Origin of the sequence: Frondihabitans sp. PhB161 (assembly GCF_003814635.1) — a bacterium.
Taxonomy (GTDB): Bacteria; Actinomycetota; Actinomycetes; order Actinomycetales; family Microbacteriaceae; genus Frondihabitans.
In genome coordinates this window covers 905,468-924,427 of the sequence record NZ_RKQW01000001.1, presented here as the reverse complement: position 1 = coordinate 924,427, position 18,960 = coordinate 905,468, and the positions used below count along the sequence as shown (strand labels likewise).

The window sequence follows — 18,960 nt, the reverse complement described above, 5'->3', positions numbered from 1 at the left end:
CCCGAATTTGAAGGAGAAACGCGCCGATCCGCGAAAGTGAGGCGGATCGGCGCGGCGTGTCGGCCGGGATCTCCTTCAAATTCGGAAGCGCCCCGGCTAGGCCGAGCGCGAGCGAGACAGAGCCAGCAGCACCTGTCGCGCGATGACCCGCCCGGCCCGGTTGGCCCCGATCGTTGAGGCCTGCGGCCCGTAGCCCGCGAAGAACACCCGCCGATCCACCGTCGAGACACCCCGCTCGACGGCCACGCCGCCCTGGGCGCTCCGCAGACCGAGGGGTGCGAGATGCCGCAGCTCGGGCCGGAACCCGGTCGCCCAGATGATCGCGTCGGCCGGGGCGAAGGATCCGTCGCCCCACCGCACCCCGTCTTTCTCGATCGAGGCGAACATCGGCCGATCGACCAGCACCCCACGGTCGATGCCCGCGCGATTGCGACGCGTCATGGGCACCCCCGTGCCGCTTACGATGCTCGGGAGTGCGAGCCCCCGCTTCGCCGCGTCGTCTTGCTCGCCGACCGCCGCGAGCCCCATCTCGACGCCGAGCTCCTGCTGGTCGAACCACTCGACCGGTCGCCTCGTCGCCCAGGTCGTCGTCGCGCCCGCCCTCTCGAGCTCCAGGAGGAATCCGATGGCGCTCGTTCCCCCGCCCACGACCACGACGTCTTGCCCGGCGAACTCATCGGCGGAGACGTACTCGGCTGTGGTCAGCTGCCGACCGGCGAAGTCGTCGCGACCGGGGTAGAACGGGCGGAAGGGCGAGCCCCACGTCCCCGTGGCGTTGACCACGATCTCGGTGGTGAGGGTCTCAGTCTCGGCGGAAGAACTGGATCCTAATGCGTGCGCGAACTCGACGACCAGGTCGCCGTCGCCCGACTCGTCGACCCGGCGGACTTCGACCGGGCGGCGCACCCGGAGGTCGTAGTACCGCTCGTAGCGGTCGTAATAGTCGGAGACGATGTCGCGCGCCGGCACGCTCCGGTCGGCGGTGTCGAAACTGAGGCCGAGGTCGGCGAGGCCGGGGAGGTCGTTGACCTTGTGGGCGGTGCCGAGACGGAGTGCTCTCCAGCGGAACTGCCAGGCTCCCCCAGTGCTGGGGCCGCGGTCGACGACGACGAAGTCGGAGCCCGGTACGAGACCGAACCGGCGGAGGTAGTAGGCGACCGAAAGTCCGGCCTGACCGGCACCGATGATGACGACCCTGGTTCGCGGAGCGGCAGAGGGGGCTCCTGATGCGACAACCATGCATCCATTCTGGCCGTAGCTCGACTCGGGGTCGTGCCGTGCGGGCACATGCTAAGGTTGCGGTTAGTTTTGCACCATTTACCTGTCGGTAGTTCCCGGGCTCGGTGGTGATTCCAGTCGAAGCGCGCTTCGATTCGAGTCGCATCTGCAGTCAACCGGAACCAGAATCACGAGGGGGTCTCGCATGGGGCGTGGCCGTCAAAAAGCCAAGCACACCAAGGTTGCCCGCGAGCTGAAGTACTTCAGCCCGGACACCAACTACGGTGCGCTCGAAAAAGAGCTCTCCAGCCCGCACGGCGACGACAATTACGTCGACAAGTGGGCCGACGAGGTAGAAGAAGACGACACCGACGACCAGTACGTCGACAAGTACGCCGACGACTTCGTCGAGCACGACGAGCCGCAGCACAAGTCGGCCTGAGCGCTCGCTGGGCGAACATCGCAGCGAAATGCCGCTTCCTTCGGGAGGCGGCATTCGTCATTCGAGATGCGGGCGACGGCTCAGTGGAATGCGGCCGTCACCGCGGGCATGAGGGCTAGGGCGATGACGAAGAGTCCGCCAGCCGCCGTGAATGCAGCGGTGCGACGCCCGCCGGTGATCGCGGTGAATGTCTGCGCCGGAGCCTCGTCGGGCACCTCGACGGTGCGGACGACGACCTCGTGATCGATGACGGTGACTGTGCGGGTGAAAGACATCGGGTGGTCCTCTGGGGTGATGTGGCGTCATTGCCGTGCCGCTCATCGTTGAGCAACCATCACAGAGTACGTCGAAATCGCCCGTTTGTCCCGCGAAATGCGGACTCCGCTGTTCCCGACCTGTGCCCCGGCGGTCCCCGTTTAGGCGGCTGCGCTCGTCGGGCCAGCGAGATGGCCTGAACTTCAGGATCCGGCGGAGCCGCCCGACGATTCGGCCATTTGGCGCGCCCCGACCCGCGAGGCTCGGCAACCGCCGCTCGGCTCAGCCCGCGTAGGCCCCGACGAGCCGCACGGCCCCGCCGTCGACGCCCTTGGCGCCCTGCTCGAAGCCGCTGAGGTCGCGGATGCCGACCGATACGGCACCGACCTGCCAGGTGTGAATTCCACTTGCTTCGAGGTGGGCAGTCACCGCGACCGCGGAGTCGCGCGCGACGACGGCGATCATGCCGATGCCGAGGTTCCAGGTGCCCTCGCTCGACTCGAGGGTCGACCCGGCGATGTCGCTCAGCACACGGAAGACCGGGGCCGGCGACCAGGAGCCGCGGTCGACCTCGGTCCAAGATCCGACCGGCAGCACTCGAGCGAGGTTGGCGGCGATCCCGCCTCCGGTCACGTGGCTCAGCGCATGAACGCTCCCTCGGAGCGACGGCTCGTCGAGCACGGCCAGCAGGGGCGACGTGTAGAGGCGTGTGGGCTCGAGGAGCACCTCGCCGATGACACCGCCGAGGTCGGCGTTCGAGTCGCTGTAGCCGAGGTCGGCCGAGCGCAGGATGTGGCGCACGAGCGAGAAGCCGTTGGAGTGGAGGCCGGACGACTCCAGTGCGAGCACCACGTCGCCCTCCTCGACGAGGTGCGGCCCGAGATGGGAGCCCGACTCGACCGCGCCCACCGCAGCCCCCGCGACGTCGTAGTCGTCGGGCCCGAGCAGGCCGGGGTGCTCGGCGGTCTCGCCGCCGACGAGGGCCGTGCCGGTCGCCGAGCACCCGCGGGCGATACCGGCGACGATGTCGGCGATGCGTGAGGGGACAACCTTGCCGCAGGCGATGTAGTCGGTCATGAAAAGGGGCTTGGCGCCGACCACCACGATGTCGTCGACGACCATGCCGACGAGGTCTTGGCCAATGGTGTCGTGCTTGTCGAGCGCCTGCGCGATGGCGACCTTCGTGCCGACCCCGTCGGTGCTCGTGGCGAGCAGCGGGCGGTCGAAGCTCTTGAGGAAGGAGACGTCGAAGAGGCCCGCGAAACCGCCGACCCCGCCCATGACGTTGGTGGTGTGCGTGGCCGAGACGGCCGACTTCATCAACTCGACGGCGAGGTCACCGGCGGCGGTGTCGACTCCGGCCGCGGCATACGAACTCGAGGCGGACGCAGCGGAGCTCGAGACGTTCGAGGCGGCGGAGTTGGTCAATTCTCGTTCCAATCGCAGGCATGACAGACTGTCTGGGTAAGCCCAACTCTACGGTCTGGAGCCAGCTGCGCATGTGCGGCATCGTCGGTCTCGTCGCGCACGAGCCAGCAAACCAACTCGTCTACGACGCCCTCCTCCTACTTCAGCACCGGGGGCAAGACTCGACCGGAATCGCTACCGCAGAAGGCAGCATCTTCCACGTCTCGAAAACCCGCGGCCAGGTTCGCGAGGGCTTCCGCACCCGCGACATGCGGGGTCTCCTCGGCAACATGGGCATCGGCCACGTGCGCTACGCGACCAAGGGCGCCGCGTCAAACGAGCAGGAGGCGCAGCCGTTCTACGTGAATGCGCCCTACGGCATCACGCTCATTCACAACGGCAACCTCACCAACACGCGTGAGCTGACGAGCGAGCTGTTCCACATCGATCGTCGCCACCTGAACACGAACAGCGACACCGAGCTCCTGGTGAACGTGCTCGCGCACGAGCTGCAAGAGCAGGTCAACGGCCACGACCTCGACCCCGAGCAGGTCTTCGCTGCCGTGACGCGCGTGCACGACCGCGTCGAGGGCTCTTACGCCGCCATCGCGATGATCGCCGGCCACGGCCTCCTCGCCTTCCGCGACCCGTTCGGCATCCGCCCGCTGATCCTCGGCAAGCGCCTGGCTCTGAACGGCAGCGGTCGCATGGAGTGGATCGTCGCCTCCGAGAGTCTCGTGCTCGAGTCGGCCGGCTACGAGATCGTCCGCGACGTCGCTCCCGGCGAAGCCGTCTTCGTCACGCTCGACGGCGAGATGGTCTCGAAGCAGTGCCACTCGCACCCCCGCCTCGTGCCCTGCTCGTTCGAGTACGTCTACCTAGCCCGCCCCGACTCGGTGATGAACGGCATCTCGGTCTACGACGCCCGCCTCCGTCTCGGCGACAAGCTGGCCGATACCGTCGCGAAATACGCCCCGACGGGCAACATCGACGTCGTCATGCCGATCCCCGACTCGTCGCGCCCGGCCGCCTCGCAGGTCGCGCAGAAGCTCGGCATCGAATACCGCGAGGGCTTCTACAAGAACCGCTACATCGGCCGCACCTTCATCATGCCGGGGCAGGCGGAGCGTAAGCGCTCGGTCCGCCAGAAGCTCAACGCGATGGGCTCCGAGTTCAAGGGCAAGAACATCCTGATCGTCGACGACTCGATCGTGCGCGGCACCACCTCGCGCGAGATCGTCGAGATGGCCCGTGCCGCTGGCGCCAACGAGGTCACGTTCACCTCGGCTGCGCCTCCCGTGCGATTCCCGCACGTCTACGGCATCAACATGCCGACCCGGCAGGAGCTGATCGCGCACGATCGCAAGATCCCCGAGATCGCCAAGGTGCTCGGCGCCGACCATCTCATCTACCAGGAGGTCGAAGACATGCGCGCCGCGATCACCGAGGGGTCGAACGTCACCGACCTCGAGATGAGCTGCTTCACGGGCGACTACGTCACCGGCTCGGTCACCCCCGAATACCTGGCGTGGGTCGAGGCGAACCAGCTCAGCTGAGCCCGGCGCAGACAGCCCCCGCTCGGGCGGCACCCCCTCTTTCACCCCGTGGTGAGACCGGGCGGGTGCGTAGGCTGATCGGCACCATGTCTGATGCTCCTCCACCCGACCCCGCGATGCGTTTGCTCGACTCGGTCGCGCCGAGTCGGCCGAGTAGCGATAAGGGCACCCCGGCGCTCGGCATCCGCGGCCTGGCCAAGCGGTTCGGCGAGAAGGTCGCGGTGCAGGGTCTCGATCTCGAGGTTCCCGCCGGATCCTTCTTCGGCCTCGTCGGCCCGAACGGCGCCGGAAAGACCACGACGCTCTCGATGGCGACGGGCCTGCTCCGCCCCGATGCGGGAGAGATCAGGATCCTGGGCACCGATGTGTGGGCTGATCCCACTGCAGCCAAGCGACTCGTCGGGGTGCTCAGCGACGGGATCGCCCTCTTCGACCGTCTCAGCGGCGAGCAGCTCATCACCTACCACGGCCTGCTCAACGGCATGGACCGCGAGACCGTGAAGACGCGCACCCGCGACCTGCTCGACCTGCTCGATATGAACGAGGCGGCGGGCAAGCTCGTCGTCAACTACTCGGCCGGCATGACGAAGAAGATCGCGCTCGCGACAGCTCTGGTGCACGCACCACGACTGCTGGTGCTCGACGAGCCGTTCGAGTCGGTCGATCCGGTCTCGGCGGCCAACATCCGCGACATCCTGCACGGCTACGTCGAGTCGGGCGGCACGGTGATCGTGTCGAGCCACGCGATGGACATGGTGCAGCGCATGTGCGACCACGTGGCCATCATCGCCTCCGGGCGAGTGCTGACCTCGGGCACCGTCGACGAAGTCCGCGGCGGGCGAGACCTCGAAGACGTCTTCGTCGATCTCGTCGGCGGTCGCCACCACACGAGGGGGCCGGAGTGGTTGCGCACCTCCTGAGCCTTCGGCTGCTGGTGCTGCGCAACACCCTGGCGCGGAGCCCCTGGCAGCTCGTCGCCGTCATCGCCGGAGGCATCTACGGCGTCGGAATTCTGGCCGTGGTGTTCGTCGGCCTCGCCTTTCTCGGATCGGCCCCGGTCGGCCTGATCAAGACGATCGTCGTGCTCGCCGGGTCGGCGACCCTTCTCGGCTGGGCGATCGTGCCGTTGCTCGCGTCGGGGATCGACCAGACGCTGAGCGTCGCGCGCCTCAAGATCTTCCCGCTCGCTCCCACCCGCCTTGTCGCCGCCCTGGCCGTCTGCGGTCTGCTCGGCATCCCCGGCGCGGTGACGCTCCTGGCGGGCCTCTTCACGGCCGCCACCTGGTGGCGCCAGCCGGGGATCGCCCTCGTCGCCCTCCTGGTGGCCACCCTCGCCGTACTGACCTGCGTCTGCGCGTCACGGATGATCGAGTCGCTCAACGCGGGCCTCTCCGCCCACCGGCGGTACCGCGAGATCTCGGGGATCCTGCTGCTCATTCCACTGCTCCTGCTCGGCCCAGCCATCACCGTGCTCGCCCAGGGGCTCCGGGGTGCTGCAGCGACGCTGCCCGTCTTGGCGGAGGGCCTGAGCTGGAGCCCGCTCGGTGCCGCCTGGTCGGTCCCCTCCGACATCGCCCTCGGCCACCGCGGCGCCGCCGCGCTGAAGCTGCTCATCGCGCTCGCCACCCTCGCGATCGTCGTCGCCGTCTGGCGCCGCAGCCTCGCGACGGCCCTCGTCTCGACCCAGCAGCCGGCCTCGAAGAGTGCGGCCGCGGGCGACATCGGTCTCTTCGCCCGCCTTCCGGCCACCCCCACCGGCGCCGTCGCGGCCCGAGCCCTGACCTATTGGATCCGCGACCCCCGCTACAGCAGGCAGTTGATCCTGATCCCGATCTTCCCGATTCTGCTCCTCGTCAACAGCCGCACGCTCGATCTGCCGGGCCTCGTGACCGCCTCGGGTCCGGTCGTCGCTGTGCTCGTCTCGCTGTCGATCTTCACCGACCTGTCGTACGACTCCACCGCCTTCGCGGCGCACCTATCGGCCGGGTTGCCCGGCCGCGCCGATCGCGCCGGGCGCGTGATCGCCGTCGCCTCGTTCGCAGTGCCCATCGTCGTCGCGATCACGGTCGGATCAGTGGCGGTTGCGGGATCCTGGTCGTCTCTGCCGGCCCTGCTCGGCCTGTCGCTCGGGATGCTGCTCACCGGGCTGGGGCTCTCGAGCGTGTCGTCGGCGCGGATCGTGCTGCCGGTGCCCGCGCCGGGCGACAGCCCCTTCGCCGCGAAGACCGGGGCCGGGTTCACCACGTCGGTGACCACGTTCGCGACCTGGGGCGTCCTGCTGCTGCTCTCCCTGCCCGAGATCGTGCTGGCGGTGGTCGCGGGAGCCACGGGCAGCGCCCTGCTCGGCGCGATCACGCTGGTGGTCGGGCTGGGGCTCGGCGCGGCCCTGCTCGTCAACGGAGTGCGAATCGGCGGCCGCGAGCTCGATCGGCGCGGGCCCGACCTGCTGGCCCGCCTCCGCGTCCAGCGCTGACGATCAGCCCGCTCGGGGCTGAGGAGGTGCTGCCCGACTGGCTATTCGAGTTCGCCGTCGACCGGCTGATCGGCCTCGTCGGGCTCGGGTGTCTCGACGACCGTCCGCTCCCCTTCGACCGAACGACCGCGGCGCGACAGGATCGCGTCGAGGATGACGGCGACGATCGCTCCGACCAGAGCGCCGATCGCGATGCCGTAGAGCACGAAGTAGCCGAAGACCTGCGCGAACGGCGTCTGGTCGTCACCGGGTGCAGCCACGACCGCGATCAGCGTGACGACGACACCCACGACGATTCCGCCGAAGATGAAGACCGGGTATTTCGGTGCTCGGCGCACTCGCACCTCGTCGCGGGTCGCGCTGACCTGCGGCTCGGGCTGCGGAAGATCGTCGGGTGCCGTACTCACGACTCCATTCTCTCAGGAACAGCCGCGCTTCCCGACCCGGCGAGCTTCGCTTCGAGAGAGCCGAGGATCCCACGGCTCACTGGGCTGACCCACCCCACGCGATGGGAAGGTATCCGACGAGGTCGGCCCGGCTGCCGGACGCCGACACGAGCGCGCGGTCGACTGCGTCCTCCCATCGGAGTCGCCCGTCGGCGAGCGCCAGAAAGGTCTGCGCGTCGGTCTCGACGACGTTCGGCGGGGTGCCGCGCGTGTGGCTCAGCCCCTCGCGAAACTGCACGGCCCCGAACGGAGGAACCCGCACCTCGACCGTCGCTCCCGGCTCGCGGTCGCCGAGCAGCTGCAGCAGATAGCGGACCGCCGTGGCGGTCGTCGGCCTCGCGGCTTCAGTGCCCTCGTCGAGTGCCGTGCGGACGGCCGCCCGCCCTGTGGAGGGATCGATTCTCGCTTTGGCCATACTCGATAAGGTATCCCCCGTGCGAATCCTCGTCCTCGGCTCCGGTGCTCGTGAGCACGCCATCGTCACCGCTCTTCTCCGTGAGGGGGCGGGTCGAGACGGCAGCGCCGGTTCGGCAACACCACCGCATCACATCGTCTCCGCGCCCGGCAACGCTGGTCTGGCCCACGACGTCGAGACCGTCCAGCTCGACGCGACCAACGGCAAGGTTGTCACCGAGTACGCCCTCGAAAACGACATCGAGCTGGTCGTCATCGGCCCGGAGGCCCCCCTGGTCGCCGGTGTCGCCGACGAGTTGCGTGCCCACAGCATTCCCGTGTTCGGCCCCGGCAAGAGAGCTGCCGCGCTCGAGGGCAGCAAAACCTTCGCGAAGCGGATCATGGACGAAGCGCGAGTTCCGACCGGTCGCGCCGTTCGCACCGGCAACCTGGCCGAAGCGACCGCGGCGATCGATGAGTTCGGTGCCCCCTACGTCGTCAAGGCCGACGGCCTTGCCGCCGGCAAGGGCGTGCTGGTCACCACCGAGCGCGACGCGGCCCTCGAGCACGCCACCTACTGGCTGCAGCACGGCTCGGTGCTCGTCGAAGAGTTCCTCGACGGGCACGAGGTCTCGCTCTTCCTGATCTCCGACGGCCACACCGTGCTCCCGCTGAGCCCCGCCCAAGACTTCAAGCGCCTTCTCGACGGCGACGCCGGGCCCAACACCGGCGGCATGGGCGCGTACTCGCCATTGCCCTGGCTCGCCGACCGCTTCGGCAGCGAGGCCGACTTCGTCGCCGAGGTGATCGAGACGATTGCTCTTCCCACGGTTCGGCAGCTCGCCAAAGAGGGCACGCCGTTCATCGGCCTGCTCTACGCCGGGCTGATCCTCACCGAGCAGGGCATCCGCGTCATCGAGTTCAATGCCCGGTTCGGCGACCCCGAGACGCAGGTCGTCCTCCCCCGGCTCACATCACCGCTCAGCGACCTGCTCCTCGCCGCGGCAACCGGCTCGCTCTCGCAGCATGCTGCACCGACCTTCTCGACCGACGTCGCCGTCACGGTCGTCCTCGCCAGCGCGGGCTACCCCGAGTCTCCGCAGACCGGTCGCGCCCTCACCGGCCTCGACGAAGCGCTCGCCGTGCCGGGCGTCAGCATCGCCCACGCCGCGACGGCCCGCCTCGACGACACCCTCGTCGCGACCGGTGGCCGGGTGCTCAGCGTCGTCGGCGCCGGCGCCGACTTCACCGAGGCCCGCGCCCGCGCCTACGAGGCGCTCGGCCGAATCGGCCTCGAGGGCGGCCAGTACCGCCGCGACATCGCCGCGAAGGTCGCCGAGTGACCACCGCCGCGCCGACCCCCGCCTCGGGCGATCTGCCCGGCTGGCGCCACTTCTACTCGGGCAAGGTGCGCGACCTCTACGTGCCGCTGGGCGCGACCGACCTCAGCGACGCCCCGGCCGTGCTCGTCGTCGCGAGCGATCGCGTGAGCGCCTTCGACCACCTGCTCGAGCCCGGCATCCCCGACAAGGGCGCTCTGCTCACGAGCCTGAGCCGGTGGTGGTTCGAGCGGTTGCCCGTCGCCAACCACCTCCTGTCGAGCGGCAGCGGCGGGGATCCTGCGGTTCCGGCCGTTCCGGCCTCGGTGGCCGACCGGTCGATGCTGGTGAAGTCGCTCGACATGTTCCCGATCGAGTGCGTCGTACGCGGCTACCTCGTGGGCAGCGGGTGGCTCGAATACCAGGCATCCGGCACCGTCTGCGGCATCCCGTTGCCCGCCGGCCTCGCATCGGGCGACCGCCTGCCCGAGCCGATCTACACGCCGGCGTTCAAAGCCGAGCTGGGCGACCACGACGAGAACATCACGTTCGAGCGCACCGTCGAACTGGTCGGCGAGGTGACCGCGACGGCCCTGCGCGACCTCTCGCTGTCGATCTTCGGGGCGGCGTCCTCGATCGCCGAAGAGCGCGGCGTGATTCTCGCCGATACCAAGTTCGAGTTCGGTGCCGACCGCGTCACCGGCGAGATCACCCTCGCCGACGAGGTGCTCACCAGCGACTCCAGCCGCTACTGGGATCGCCACACCTACGACGGCGGCAACCGCACCGACAGCTTCGACAAGCAGATCGTGCGCAACTGGCTGCTCGACAACTGGAACAAAGAAGGCACCCCGCCGACGCTGCCGACGGAGGTCGTCGAGCAGACGGCCGGTCGCTACCGCGAGCTGCTCGAACGCCTCACCTCCTGATCAGCTATTCGGCCGTGACCGAGCGGCAATCCATGAATCTGGATGCACCTGATTAACGATCGGAGCCAAGAAGATGCAGAATGTTCCGGTGACGAACGCAACTGCGACGGAGATCCAGATTCAGGATCGCCCGTGGACCGACCCCGAAGGCGCACACCTCCGCTGCGAGCAGCGGGCTGAGATCGCCATCCGCTACGGCACCGACGATTCCGAGCCGGGCGTCAAGCCCACGGCCGACGACATCGCCGAGTTCGTCGTCGCGACGATCGACGGCAAGCCGGTCGCGTGCGGGGGCCTCCGCGAGCTCCACGACGAAGACGGCGTGGCCCCGGCCGGCGATGCCGAGATCAAGCGCATGTTCGTCCGCTCGAACAGTCGCGGCGGCGGGGCAGCCGTCACCGTGCTCCAGGCCCTCGAATCGCGTGCCGTGGCTCGCGGGTGGAGCCGCCTGGTGCTCGAGACGGGCAGCGCGCAGCCCGACGCGATCCGCTTCTACGAGCGCGAGGGCTACACGCGCATCCCCAACTTCGGCCACTACGTCGGCCACCGCGACTCGATCTGCTTCGGCAAGACGCTCTCCTAGCAGCACGAGGATCCGCCGCCCGACGTCTCACGGACACCGGGCCTTGCCGCGGCACGTCGCTGAGTCCGCACGGCGTCGGTTAGAGGTCTGCACCAGCTCTAGGTCGGTGCGCGCGATCGGTGAGTACGGTGAGCCCATGACCTACCAAGCTGACGCCGACTCCCCCGCCGACGACGGCCCCACCCACCCAGTCTTCACGATCGTGGCCGAGGGCGACCTCACCCTCGACGACCACGAGGCGATCACCGCCACCCTGGCGCGGGCGTTCCCGTCATACGACCACTGGTACCAGGGCGCTCGAAGCTGGGCCGGAATGCAACCCGAACTGCGAGTCATCGCCCGTGCTGGCGACGTCGTCGTCGCCCACGCCGGCATCCGACGCCAATTCGTGACCGTCGGCGATGTCGACCAGCTCGTCGGTGCCGTTGGGATGGTGGCCGTCTCGCCGATCCTGCAGGGGACCGGCCTCGGCACCGGCCTGCTCTCGTACGTCGACGACGCGCTCAGCGGGCTCGGCGTTCCCTTCGGCCTGCTCGAGACCGGCGAAGCAGTGCGAGGTTTCTACCGCCGCCACGAATGGGAACCCCTCGACGGAGTGACCGGCCACTACAACGCCCTCACCGCCGACGGAGCATCCACCCTGGTGAGCCAGGACGAAGGCTGGCTGATCCGCCCCCGCGGCGCCGACCGCGAGGCCTGGCCCGACGGCGACATTCGCTGGAACGGCCAGATGGTCTGATCCATTTTGGTGCGACGAGGGTCGCGGTGCCGGACCTCCGACAAGCTCCGGCCCTCCGGCACTGCGCCCCACGCCGCGCCGGATCTTTTTGGCGCGACGCGGGTCGCGGGCGCGGACCTCCGACAATTTCATCTAGCGCGGCGCGGGTCGCGGGCGCGGACCTCCGACAAGCTTCGGTCGTCCGCGCCTGCGACCCGCGCCGCGTCCGGCCGTTCGGCACTGCAACCCACGCCGCGCCGGCCGCGCAAAGCACAAACCCTCGCGGGCGGCGTTCGAGGTGGCCCTAGGACCACCTCGGACGCCGAACGCGAGGGTTTAGTGATGCTGAGGCCGAGAGGCCCTACTACTGCGAGATGCCGACGGTAGCCGGATCCTCGTTCGAACCGGGAGCCTCGGGCGAGACACCGGCGCGAACGCGAGCCCCGAGGTCGGGGTCGACCGACGTCCAGTAAGCGAACACGCGCTCGAGCAGGTCGGGGCGCGTGACCTTCGACACGTGACCGACGATGTTGCCGACCATGCGCTCACGAGCGGCGTCGTCGAGGACCTCGCGGTACAGGGTGCCGGCCTGGCCGAAGTCGTCGTCTTCGGGGTGCAGCGTGGCGGCCGTGCGGGTCAGGAGCCCGTCGGACTCCCAGCCCGAGTCGTCACCGTGCGCCTCGGGCGACGCGTGTGCGCCACCGACCGAGTTGGGTGCGTAGACCGGGGTCGTCGCCGACGAGAAGTGGTAGCGGGCGCCACCGTCTTTCGAGTAGTCGTTGACCTCGGTGTGCGGCATGTTCACCGGCAGCTGCGCGTGGTTGGTGCCCACGCGGTAGCGGTGCGCGTCGGCGTAGCTGAAGATTCGGGCGAGCAGCATCTTGTCGGGGCTGGCGGCGATCCCGGGCACGAAGTTCGAGGGGGCGAAGGTGGCCTGCTCGATCTGGGCGAAGTAGTTCTCGGGGTTGCGGTTGAGCTCCATGGTGCCGACCTCGATCAGCGGGTAGTCGCTGTGCGGCCACACCTTTGTCAGGTCGAACGGGTTGAAGCGGTACGAGGCTGCGTCGTCGTAGGGCATGACCTGCACCGACAGCTTCCAGGTCGGGAAGTCGCCGCGCTCGAGCGCCTCGGAGAGGTCGCGGATGTGGAAGTCGGCGTCTTCACCGGCGATGCGGTCGGCGTCGTCCTGCGTGAGGATCTCGTTGCCCTGGTCGCTCTTGAAGTGGTACTTGACCCAGAACTTCTCGCCCGAAGCGCTGATCCACTGGTAGGTGTGCGACCCGAAGCCGTCCATCATGCGCCACGAGGCCGGGAGGCCGCGGTCGCCCATGAGCCAGGTGACCTGGTGGGCCGACTCGGGCGAGAGAGTCCAGAAGTCCCACTGCATGTTGTGGTCGCGGAGGTGCGAGCCCGGAAGGCGCTTCTGCGAGTGGATGAAGTCGGGGAACTTGATGCCGTCGCGGATGAAGAAGACGGGCGTGTTGTTGCCCACGAGGTCGTAGTTGCCCTCGTCGGTGTAGAACTTCAGCGCGAAGCCGCGGGGGTCGCGCCAGGTGTCGGGCGAACCCTGCTCACCGGCGACGGTCGAGAAGCGAGCGAGCATCTCGGTGGTCGCACCGGGCTGGAACAGCGAGGCGCGCGTGTACTTCGACACGTCGTTCGTGACGGTGAACGTACCGAACGCGCCGCCGCCCTTGGCGTGGACGATGCGCTCGGGCACCTTCTCGCGGTTGAACTGGGCGAGCTTCTCGACGAGGTAGACGTCGTGAAGCGCAATGGGGCCGTCGGCGCCGACGCTCTGCGAGTGCTCGTCGCTGGCGACGGGCGCCCCGGCCTGAGTTGTCGTGTGGTTGTGCAACTGGTCAGTCATGAGACTCCTTGCTGATCGAGATGGACGAAAGAGAAAGTTCAGGATCCGACGGCTCGGCCGCGCCAGCGGCCCCATCGAGCTCGGAGGCTCGGCACTCGGGGCACAGCCCCCAGAAGGTCACCTCCGCGGTGGTCACCAAGTAGCCGGAGGTCGACGACGGGGCGAGGCACGGCGCTTCGCCGAACACGCAGTCGACGTCGGCGATCGCTCCGCAGATGGAGCAGACGACGTGGTGGTGATTGTCTCCGGTGCGGAGCTCGTAGCGAGCGGGCGAGCCCGCCGGCTCGATCCGCCGGAGGATGCCGATGCCGGTGAGGGCGGCGAGCACCCCGTAGGTCGCCTGGAGGCTGGTGCCGGGGAGCCGCGCGGCCACGCGAGTGAAGACCTCGTCGGCCGTCGCGTGCGAGTGGTCGATCAGCGCTTCGATCGCGGCGACACGGGGTGCCGTGACGCGGAGTCCCGCGTCTCGGATCCTGGTGCTCGCCTCGAGTGAAGTCATGCCACAAGTGAACCACTTGTTTTGAGTGATTCAAAATAAGCGAGGACTCCTCGCGGTGGGCGCATACTTGTCAGCGCCCGCCTCACCGATTGGAATAGCCACGCCTCCCGTCTCTACCGTGCTGCTCACGTTCCGCCTCGACCCCGTCGCGCTGGCCGTGATCGTCGTGGCAGCCATCCTCTACGGAGCCGGTGTCATTCGGGCCCGTCAAGAGGGCACCCGCTGGAGCCCGGGCCGCACAGCGGCCTTCTTCATGCTGGGGCTCGGGTCGTACGCGATCATCTCGTTCGGGTTCCTCGGCGCGTACAGCCACGATCTGCGCTTCGCCTTTACCACCCGGATCGCACTGCTGCTGTTCGTGGTGCCGGCCCTCATCGCGCTCGGTCGGCCCGTGCACCTGGCCCGAGCGGCACTCGGGCAGGCCGGGCGGGCTCGATTGGAGCGGTTCCTCGGATCCTCGTTTCTGAAAGTCGTCGGCAGCGCGATCTTCTCGCCGCTGTTCGCGCTAGCCGTCTTCGCGGTCTTCCTGACACCGCTCGCCTTCTCGATCCGCGAGAACGCCGTGGGCGAATCGCTCATTACGGTGCTCGTCCCGGTCGCCGGGCTGCTGATGATCCTGCCGGTCTTCGAGGGGTCTCGCGTGCACACGAGCTTCTTCATCACCGTCGAGTTTCTGCTGGCGTTCGTCGAGCTGATCCTCGATGCCATCCCCGCGATCGTGCTGCGCATCACCGGCCACGTGCTCGACCAGGGCCACGCCGTCGCGGCCATCGCACCCGGGTGGTTCCCGTCACAGCTGCGCGACCAGCAGCTCTCGGGCGATCTGCTCTGGTTCATCGCCGAGGTGGCCGACATTCCCGTGCTGATCTTCCTGTTCGTGCGCTGGAGCCGCACCGACCGCCGGGAGGCCCGCGCCGTCGACGAGCTGAGCGACGACGAGATGGAGGAGCTGACCCGGGCACACCTGCGCGGGGCTCGCGACTGACCTGCCTGCTTGCCCGGCTGGCTCGCCGACCGCCTGCGTGCCCGGGGCTCTTGCAAATTTGAAGGAGAAACCCGCGCCCGGCAACGACTTCATGCCGATCCGGGGGGTTCGCCTCCGCGTTTTTCCTTCGAATTTGCAAAGGCACACAGCGGAGGGGAAATAAGGGAGGCGCCCAGCCATCGGGGGAAATGACTGGGCGCCTTCGGGCCGGGAGTGGATCAGATACTCCACGGCTGAGCCGGAGTGAGTCAGAAGCCCGATCACAAGGCCTCGTCTCTCCGACAAGCTCTACTCTGGGCCCCCCGCATAAGAGCGGGCTGACAGGAGTCTTGGCGTCTGCCGCTAATGGCGCGACTTGTAGACTTGGCGAGTCCGCTCGCCTCCCCTCTACGTGATGGAGTTCCTGTGCCCACGATCGTCGTCGAAGTCATGCCCAAGGCTGAACTGCTCGACCCCCAGGGCAAGGCAGTCACCTTCGCTCTCGCCCGTCTCGGCAAAGACTTCGCCACCGAGGTGCGCATCGGCAAGCGCTTCGAGATCACCGTCGACGAGGTGACCGACGCCATCCTGGCCGACGTGAAGCAGCTCGCCGACGACGTCTTCTCGAACTCGGTCATCGAAGACGTCGTGTCGATCGAAGTGCTCCAAGATCCTTCGGCAACCGCCCCGGCCGAAGCGTCCAGCACGGCCGCCGCCCTCTGATGGCAACCGGCATGCGCATCGGCGTCGTCACGTTCCCCGGGTCGCTCGACGACCGCGACGCCCAGCGCGCCGTTCGCCTCGCGGGCGGCGAGCCCGTCGCCCTGTGGCACGGCTCGCACGACCTCGACGGCGTCGAGGCGATCATCCTTCCCGGCGGCTTCAGCTACGGCGACTACCTGCGCGCCGGCGCCATCGCCAGCCTCTCGCCGATCATGAGCGAGGTCGTCGACGCCGCGAACAAGGGCATGCCCGTTCTCGGCATCTGCAACGGCTTCCAGATGCTCGCCGAGGCCCGTCTCATCCCGGGCGCGCACACCCGCAATGCGCACCAGCAGTTCATCCGCCGCGACCAGCGCCTTCGCGTCGAGAACGCCGACACCGCCTGGACGAACGGCTTCGAGCAGGGTCAAGAGATCACCATCCCGCTGAAGAACGCCGACGGCCGCTTCATCGCCGATGCGGAGACCGTCAAGCGGATCGAGGGCCAGGGCCAGGTCGCCTTCCGCTACCTCGGCGTCAACCCCAACGGATCCTTCGACGACATCGCCGGCGTCTCGAACGAGCGCGGCAACGTGGTGGGTCTCATGCCCCACCCGGAGCACGCCACCGAGCCCGGCTTCGGCCCCGACACGGCCCTCGCCATGTCGTCGGGCGTCGACGGCCTCACCTTCTTCACCTCCGTCATCCGAAAGGCGCTCGTCGCGTGACTACCGAACTCACCCAGGCTCCCGGCAGCGCAGGATCCGAGCGCCACATTCCCGACACCGTCTCGAACGCTGCAGCGACACCTGACCGCGAGCAGCCCTACGGTGCCCTCGGCCTGAAAGAAGACGAATACCTCAAGATCCGCGAGATCCTCGGCCGTCGCCCTACCTCCGGCGAACTCGCGATGTACAGCGTCATGTGGAGCGAGCACTGCTCGTACAAGTCGTCGAAGATCTACCTCCGCCAGTTCGGCGAGAAGGTCTCCCCCGCCATGAAGAAGAACCTCATGGTCGGCATGGGCGAGAACGCCGGCGTGGTCGACATCGGCAACGGCTGGGCCGTGACCTTCAAGGGTGAGAGCCACAACCACCCGAGCTACATCGAGCCGTTCCAGGGTGCCGCGACCGGCGTCGGCGGCATCGTCCGCGACATCATCTCGATGGGCGCCCGCCCGGTCGCCGTGATGGATCAGCTCCGCTTCGGCGCGATCGACGCCCCCGACACGCAGCGCGTCGTCGACGGCGTGGTGTCGGGCATCAGCTTCTATGCGAACTGCCTCGGCCTGCCGAACATCGGCGGCGAGACCGTGTTCGACGCCGTCTACCAGGGCAACCCGCTCGTCAACGTCACGAGCGTCGGGGTCCTCCGCCACGAAGACCTCCACCTCGCCAACGCCAAGGGCGCGGGCAACAAGGTCGTGCTGTTCGGCGCCCGCACGGGTGGCGACGGAATCGGTGGCGCCTCGATTCTCGCCTCCGACACGTTCTCGGCCGGCGGCCCGACCAAGCGCCCCTCGGTGCAGGTCGGCGACCCCTTCGCCGAGAAGGTGCTCATCGAGTGCTGCCTCGAGCTGTTCCGCGACGAGCTCGTCGAGGGCATCCAAGACCTCGGTGCCGCGGGTATCTCGTGCGCCACCTCCGAGCTGGCCAGCAACGGCGATGGCGGCATGTTCATCGAACTCGAGAAGGTGCTGCTGCGCGACCCCACGCTCACCGCCGAAGAGATCCTCATGAGCGAGAGCCAGGAGCGCATGATGGCCGTCGTGCGCCCCGACAAGCTCGACGCGTTCCTCGCGGTCGTCGCGAAGTGGGAGGTCGAGACCAGCGTGCTGGGCGAGGTCACCGACACCGGCCGCCTCATCATCAACTGGCACGGCGAAGAGATCGTCAACGTCGAGCCGCGCACCGTGGCCGTCGACGGCCCCGTCTACGAACGCCCCGTCGCCTACCCGTCCTGGCTCGACGAGCTCCAGGCCGACACCGCTCGCAGCCTCGATCGGCCCGAGACCGGCGACGAGCTCCGCGAGCAGTTCCTGGCCCTCCTCGGCTCCCCGAACCTGGCCGACAAGTCGTGGATCACCAACCAGTACGACACCTACGTGCTCGGCAACACCGCGCTCAGCTTCCCCGACGACGGCGGCATGATCCGCGTCGACGAAGAGAGCGGCCTCGGATTCGCGATCGCGACCGACGCCAACGGCCGCTACTGCCAGCTCGACCCCGCGCAGGGTGCTCGCCTGGCTCTCGCCGAGGCCTACCGCAACGTCGCCGCCACCGGTGCCACCCCGGTCGCCGTCACCGACTGCCTCAACTTCGGCTCCCCCGAGAACCCCGAGGTCATGTGGCAGTTCTCGAAGACCGTCGAAGCCCTGAGCGACGCCTGCCTCGAGATGGAGATCCCCGTCACGGGCGGAAACGTCTCGTTCTACAACCAGACCGGCACCGCGCCGATCCACCCCACGCCCGTCATCGGCGTGCTCGGCGTGATCGACGACGTCGCAAAGCGGATCCCCTCGGGGTGGCAAGACGAGGGCGACAACATCTACCTCCTCGGTACCACGTCGCTGGAGCTCGACGGCTCGGCCTGGGCGGGCACCATCCACGATCACCTCGGCGGCCGTCCCCCCGCGGTCAACCTCGAGGCCGAGCGTCAGCTTGCGGGCCTTCTGGCCGCCGGCGGCAGCGAGTCGCTCCTCGGATCGGCGCACGATCTCAGCGAAGGCGGCCTCGGCCAGGCCCTCGCCGAGTCGGTTCTCCGCTTCGGCGTCGGCGCCCGAGTGTGGCTCGACGAGGTCATGGAGCGCGACGGGGTCGACGCCGCGACGGCCCTCTTCTCGGAGTCGACCGGCCGCGTGCTCGTGTCCGTCCCCCGCGAAGACGACGTGAAGTTCCGCGGCCTCTGCGAGGGTCGCGGCTACCCCGTCGCCCGCATCGGTGTCACCGACAAGCAGAACCCGGGCCTCGAGGTGCAAGACCTCTTCACAGTCGACCTCAACGAGCTCCAGTCGACCCACCGCGGCACTCTTCCCGCCCGCTTCGGAGCGCTAATCGCCGAGTAGCTCACGCTCCACCGTGAGACCTCAAAATCGACCAGGATCCGCGCCCGGCGCCTGTCGAATTTGAGGTCTCGCGCGTTCTCCACAGGGTGGGGGCACAACAGCGCGGGCGGAGTGCGCGGGCG

General features: G+C 68.5%; 19 protein-coding genes. 12 read left to right on the top strand and 7 right to left on the bottom strand.

From position 1 onward, the window contains the following. Window positions 1-96: 96 nt before the first annotated feature. Entirely contained in the window at window positions 97-1,239 is a 1,143-nt protein-coding gene (locus tag EDF39_RS04505) for an NAD(P)-binding domain-containing protein (protein ID WP_123940840.1), read from the bottom strand. A 184-nt stretch (window positions 1,240-1,423) separates the two neighbouring features. Here EDF39_RS04505 and EDF39_RS04500 point away from each other — a divergent pair, with 184 nt between their 5' ends. Further along, window positions 1,424-1,660: a DUF3073 domain-containing protein gene (locus EDF39_RS04500; protein WP_055961010.1), complete on the top strand. Its 237-nt coding sequence runs from the start codon at window positions 1,424-1,426 to the stop codon at window positions 1,658-1,660. An 80-nt stretch (window positions 1,661-1,740) separates the two neighbouring features. Here the strand turns inward: EDF39_RS04500 and EDF39_RS04495 are convergent, their stop codons facing one another. Together EDF39_RS04495 and purM are read right to left on the bottom strand one after the other, a co-directional pair. After that, a complete protein-coding gene (locus EDF39_RS04495; RefSeq protein ID WP_055961013.1) occupies window positions 1,741-1,935 on the bottom strand; it encodes a hypothetical protein in 195 nt (64 codons plus the stop codon). 262 nt (window positions 1,936-2,197) lie between these two features. Next, the gene (gene purM, locus EDF39_RS04490) at window positions 2,198-3,343 is read right to left on the bottom strand and encodes a phosphoribosylformylglycinamidine cyclo-ligase (protein ID WP_123940838.1); all 1,146 of its coding nucleotides are present in this window, start codon (window positions 3,341-3,343) and stop codon (window positions 2,198-2,200) included. 71 nt (window positions 3,344-3,414) lie between these two features. On the opposite strand from purM, the gene purF reads away from it, so the two are divergent. From purF to EDF39_RS04475, 3 genes are all read left to right on the top strand, one after another. After that, window positions 3,415-4,878: an amidophosphoribosyltransferase gene (gene purF / locus EDF39_RS04485; RefSeq protein ID WP_123942283.1), complete on the top strand. Its 1,464-nt coding sequence runs from the start codon at window positions 3,415-3,417 to the stop codon at window positions 4,876-4,878. Between the two features lie 116 nt (window positions 4,879-4,994). After that, window positions 4,995-5,798 carry an ABC transporter ATP-binding protein gene (locus EDF39_RS04480; RefSeq protein ID WP_233573034.1) on the top strand — a complete coding sequence of 268 codons (804 nt, stop codon included), beginning with the start codon at window positions 4,995-4,997 and terminating at the stop codon, window positions 5,796-5,798. Continuing rightward, window positions 5,780-7,351, top strand: coding sequence for a transporter (locus EDF39_RS04475; protein WP_123940834.1), 1,572 nt, complete (start codon window positions 5,780-5,782; stop codon window positions 7,349-7,351). Before EDF39_RS04480 ends, EDF39_RS04475 begins: the two co-directional genes overlap by 19 nt. Window positions 7,352-7,392: 41 nt before the next feature. Here the strand turns inward: EDF39_RS04475 and EDF39_RS04470 are convergent, their stop codons facing one another. Continuing rightward, entirely contained in the window at window positions 7,393-7,758 is a 366-nt protein-coding gene (locus EDF39_RS04470; protein WP_123940832.1) for a hypothetical protein, read from the bottom strand. A 76-nt stretch (window positions 7,759-7,834) separates the two neighbouring features. Next, a complete protein-coding gene (locus EDF39_RS04465; protein ID WP_123940830.1) occupies window positions 7,835-8,212 on the bottom strand; it encodes a sterol carrier family protein in 378 nt (125 codons plus the stop codon). 19 nt (window positions 8,213-8,231) lie between these two features. On the opposite strand from EDF39_RS04465, the gene purD reads away from it, so the two are divergent. The 4 genes from purD to EDF39_RS04445 all read left to right on the top strand — a co-directional run bounded on the left by purD (window position 8,232) and on the right by EDF39_RS04445 (window position 11,760). Next, the gene (gene purD / locus EDF39_RS04460) at window positions 8,232-9,533 is read left to right on the top strand and encodes a phosphoribosylamine--glycine ligase (RefSeq protein WP_123940828.1); all 1,302 of its coding nucleotides are present in this window, start codon (window positions 8,232-8,234) and stop codon (window positions 9,531-9,533) included. Further along, window positions 9,530-10,438, top strand: coding sequence for a phosphoribosylaminoimidazolesuccinocarboxamide synthase (locus EDF39_RS04455; protein ID WP_123940826.1), 909 nt, complete (start codon window positions 9,530-9,532; stop codon window positions 10,436-10,438). Before purD ends, EDF39_RS04455 begins: the two co-directional genes overlap by 4 nt. A gap of 88 nt (window positions 10,439-10,526) precedes the next feature. Then, window positions 10,527-11,021: a GNAT family N-acetyltransferase gene (locus EDF39_RS04450; protein ID WP_233572966.1), complete on the top strand. Its 495-nt coding sequence runs from the start codon at window positions 10,527-10,529 to the stop codon at window positions 11,019-11,021. 136 nt (window positions 11,022-11,157) lie between these two features. Further along, complete coding sequence (locus tag EDF39_RS04445; protein WP_123940823.1) at window positions 11,158-11,760, top strand: GNAT family N-acetyltransferase; 603 nt, start codon at window positions 11,158-11,160, stop codon at window positions 11,758-11,760. A gap of 343 nt (window positions 11,761-12,103) precedes the next feature. Here EDF39_RS04445 and EDF39_RS04440 read toward each other — a convergent pair whose 3' ends face one another. Beyond that, window positions 12,104-13,609: a catalase gene (locus tag EDF39_RS04440; RefSeq protein ID WP_123940821.1), complete on the bottom strand. Its 1,506-nt coding sequence runs from the start codon at window positions 13,607-13,609 to the stop codon at window positions 12,104-12,106. Then, window positions 13,602-14,108 carry a Fur family transcriptional regulator gene (locus tag EDF39_RS04435; protein WP_123940819.1) on the bottom strand — a complete coding sequence of 169 codons (507 nt, stop codon included), beginning with the start codon at window positions 14,106-14,108 and terminating at the stop codon, window positions 13,602-13,604. The genes EDF39_RS04440 and EDF39_RS04435 overlap by 8 nt, the downstream gene beginning before the upstream one ends. 118 nt (window positions 14,109-14,226) lie before the next feature. Here EDF39_RS04435 and EDF39_RS04430 point away from each other — a divergent pair, with 118 nt between their 5' ends. The 4 genes from EDF39_RS04430 to purL all read left to right on the top strand — a co-directional run bounded on the left by EDF39_RS04430 (window position 14,227) and on the right by purL (window position 18,838). Then, window positions 14,227-15,093 carry a cytochrome c oxidase assembly protein gene (locus EDF39_RS04430; protein WP_233572965.1) on the top strand — a complete coding sequence of 289 codons (867 nt, stop codon included), beginning with the start codon at window positions 14,227-14,229 and terminating at the stop codon, window positions 15,091-15,093. A gap of 405 nt (window positions 15,094-15,498) precedes the next feature. Continuing rightward, the gene (gene purS, locus EDF39_RS04425) at window positions 15,499-15,795 is read left to right on the top strand and encodes a phosphoribosylformylglycinamidine synthase subunit PurS (protein ID WP_123940817.1); all 297 of its coding nucleotides are present in this window, start codon (window positions 15,499-15,501) and stop codon (window positions 15,793-15,795) included. An 11-nt stretch (window positions 15,796-15,806) separates the two neighbouring features. After that, window positions 15,807-16,502, top strand: a complete 696-nt coding sequence (gene purQ / locus EDF39_RS04420; protein WP_055962349.1) for a phosphoribosylformylglycinamidine synthase subunit PurQ — start codon at window positions 15,807-15,809, stop codon at window positions 16,500-16,502. Next, entirely contained in the window at window positions 16,499-18,838 is a 2,340-nt protein-coding gene (gene purL / locus EDF39_RS04415) for a phosphoribosylformylglycinamidine synthase subunit PurL (protein WP_123940815.1), read from the top strand. The genes purQ and purL overlap by 4 nt, the downstream gene beginning before the upstream one ends. The last annotated feature ends 122 nt before the right edge of the window (window positions 18,839-18,960 follow it).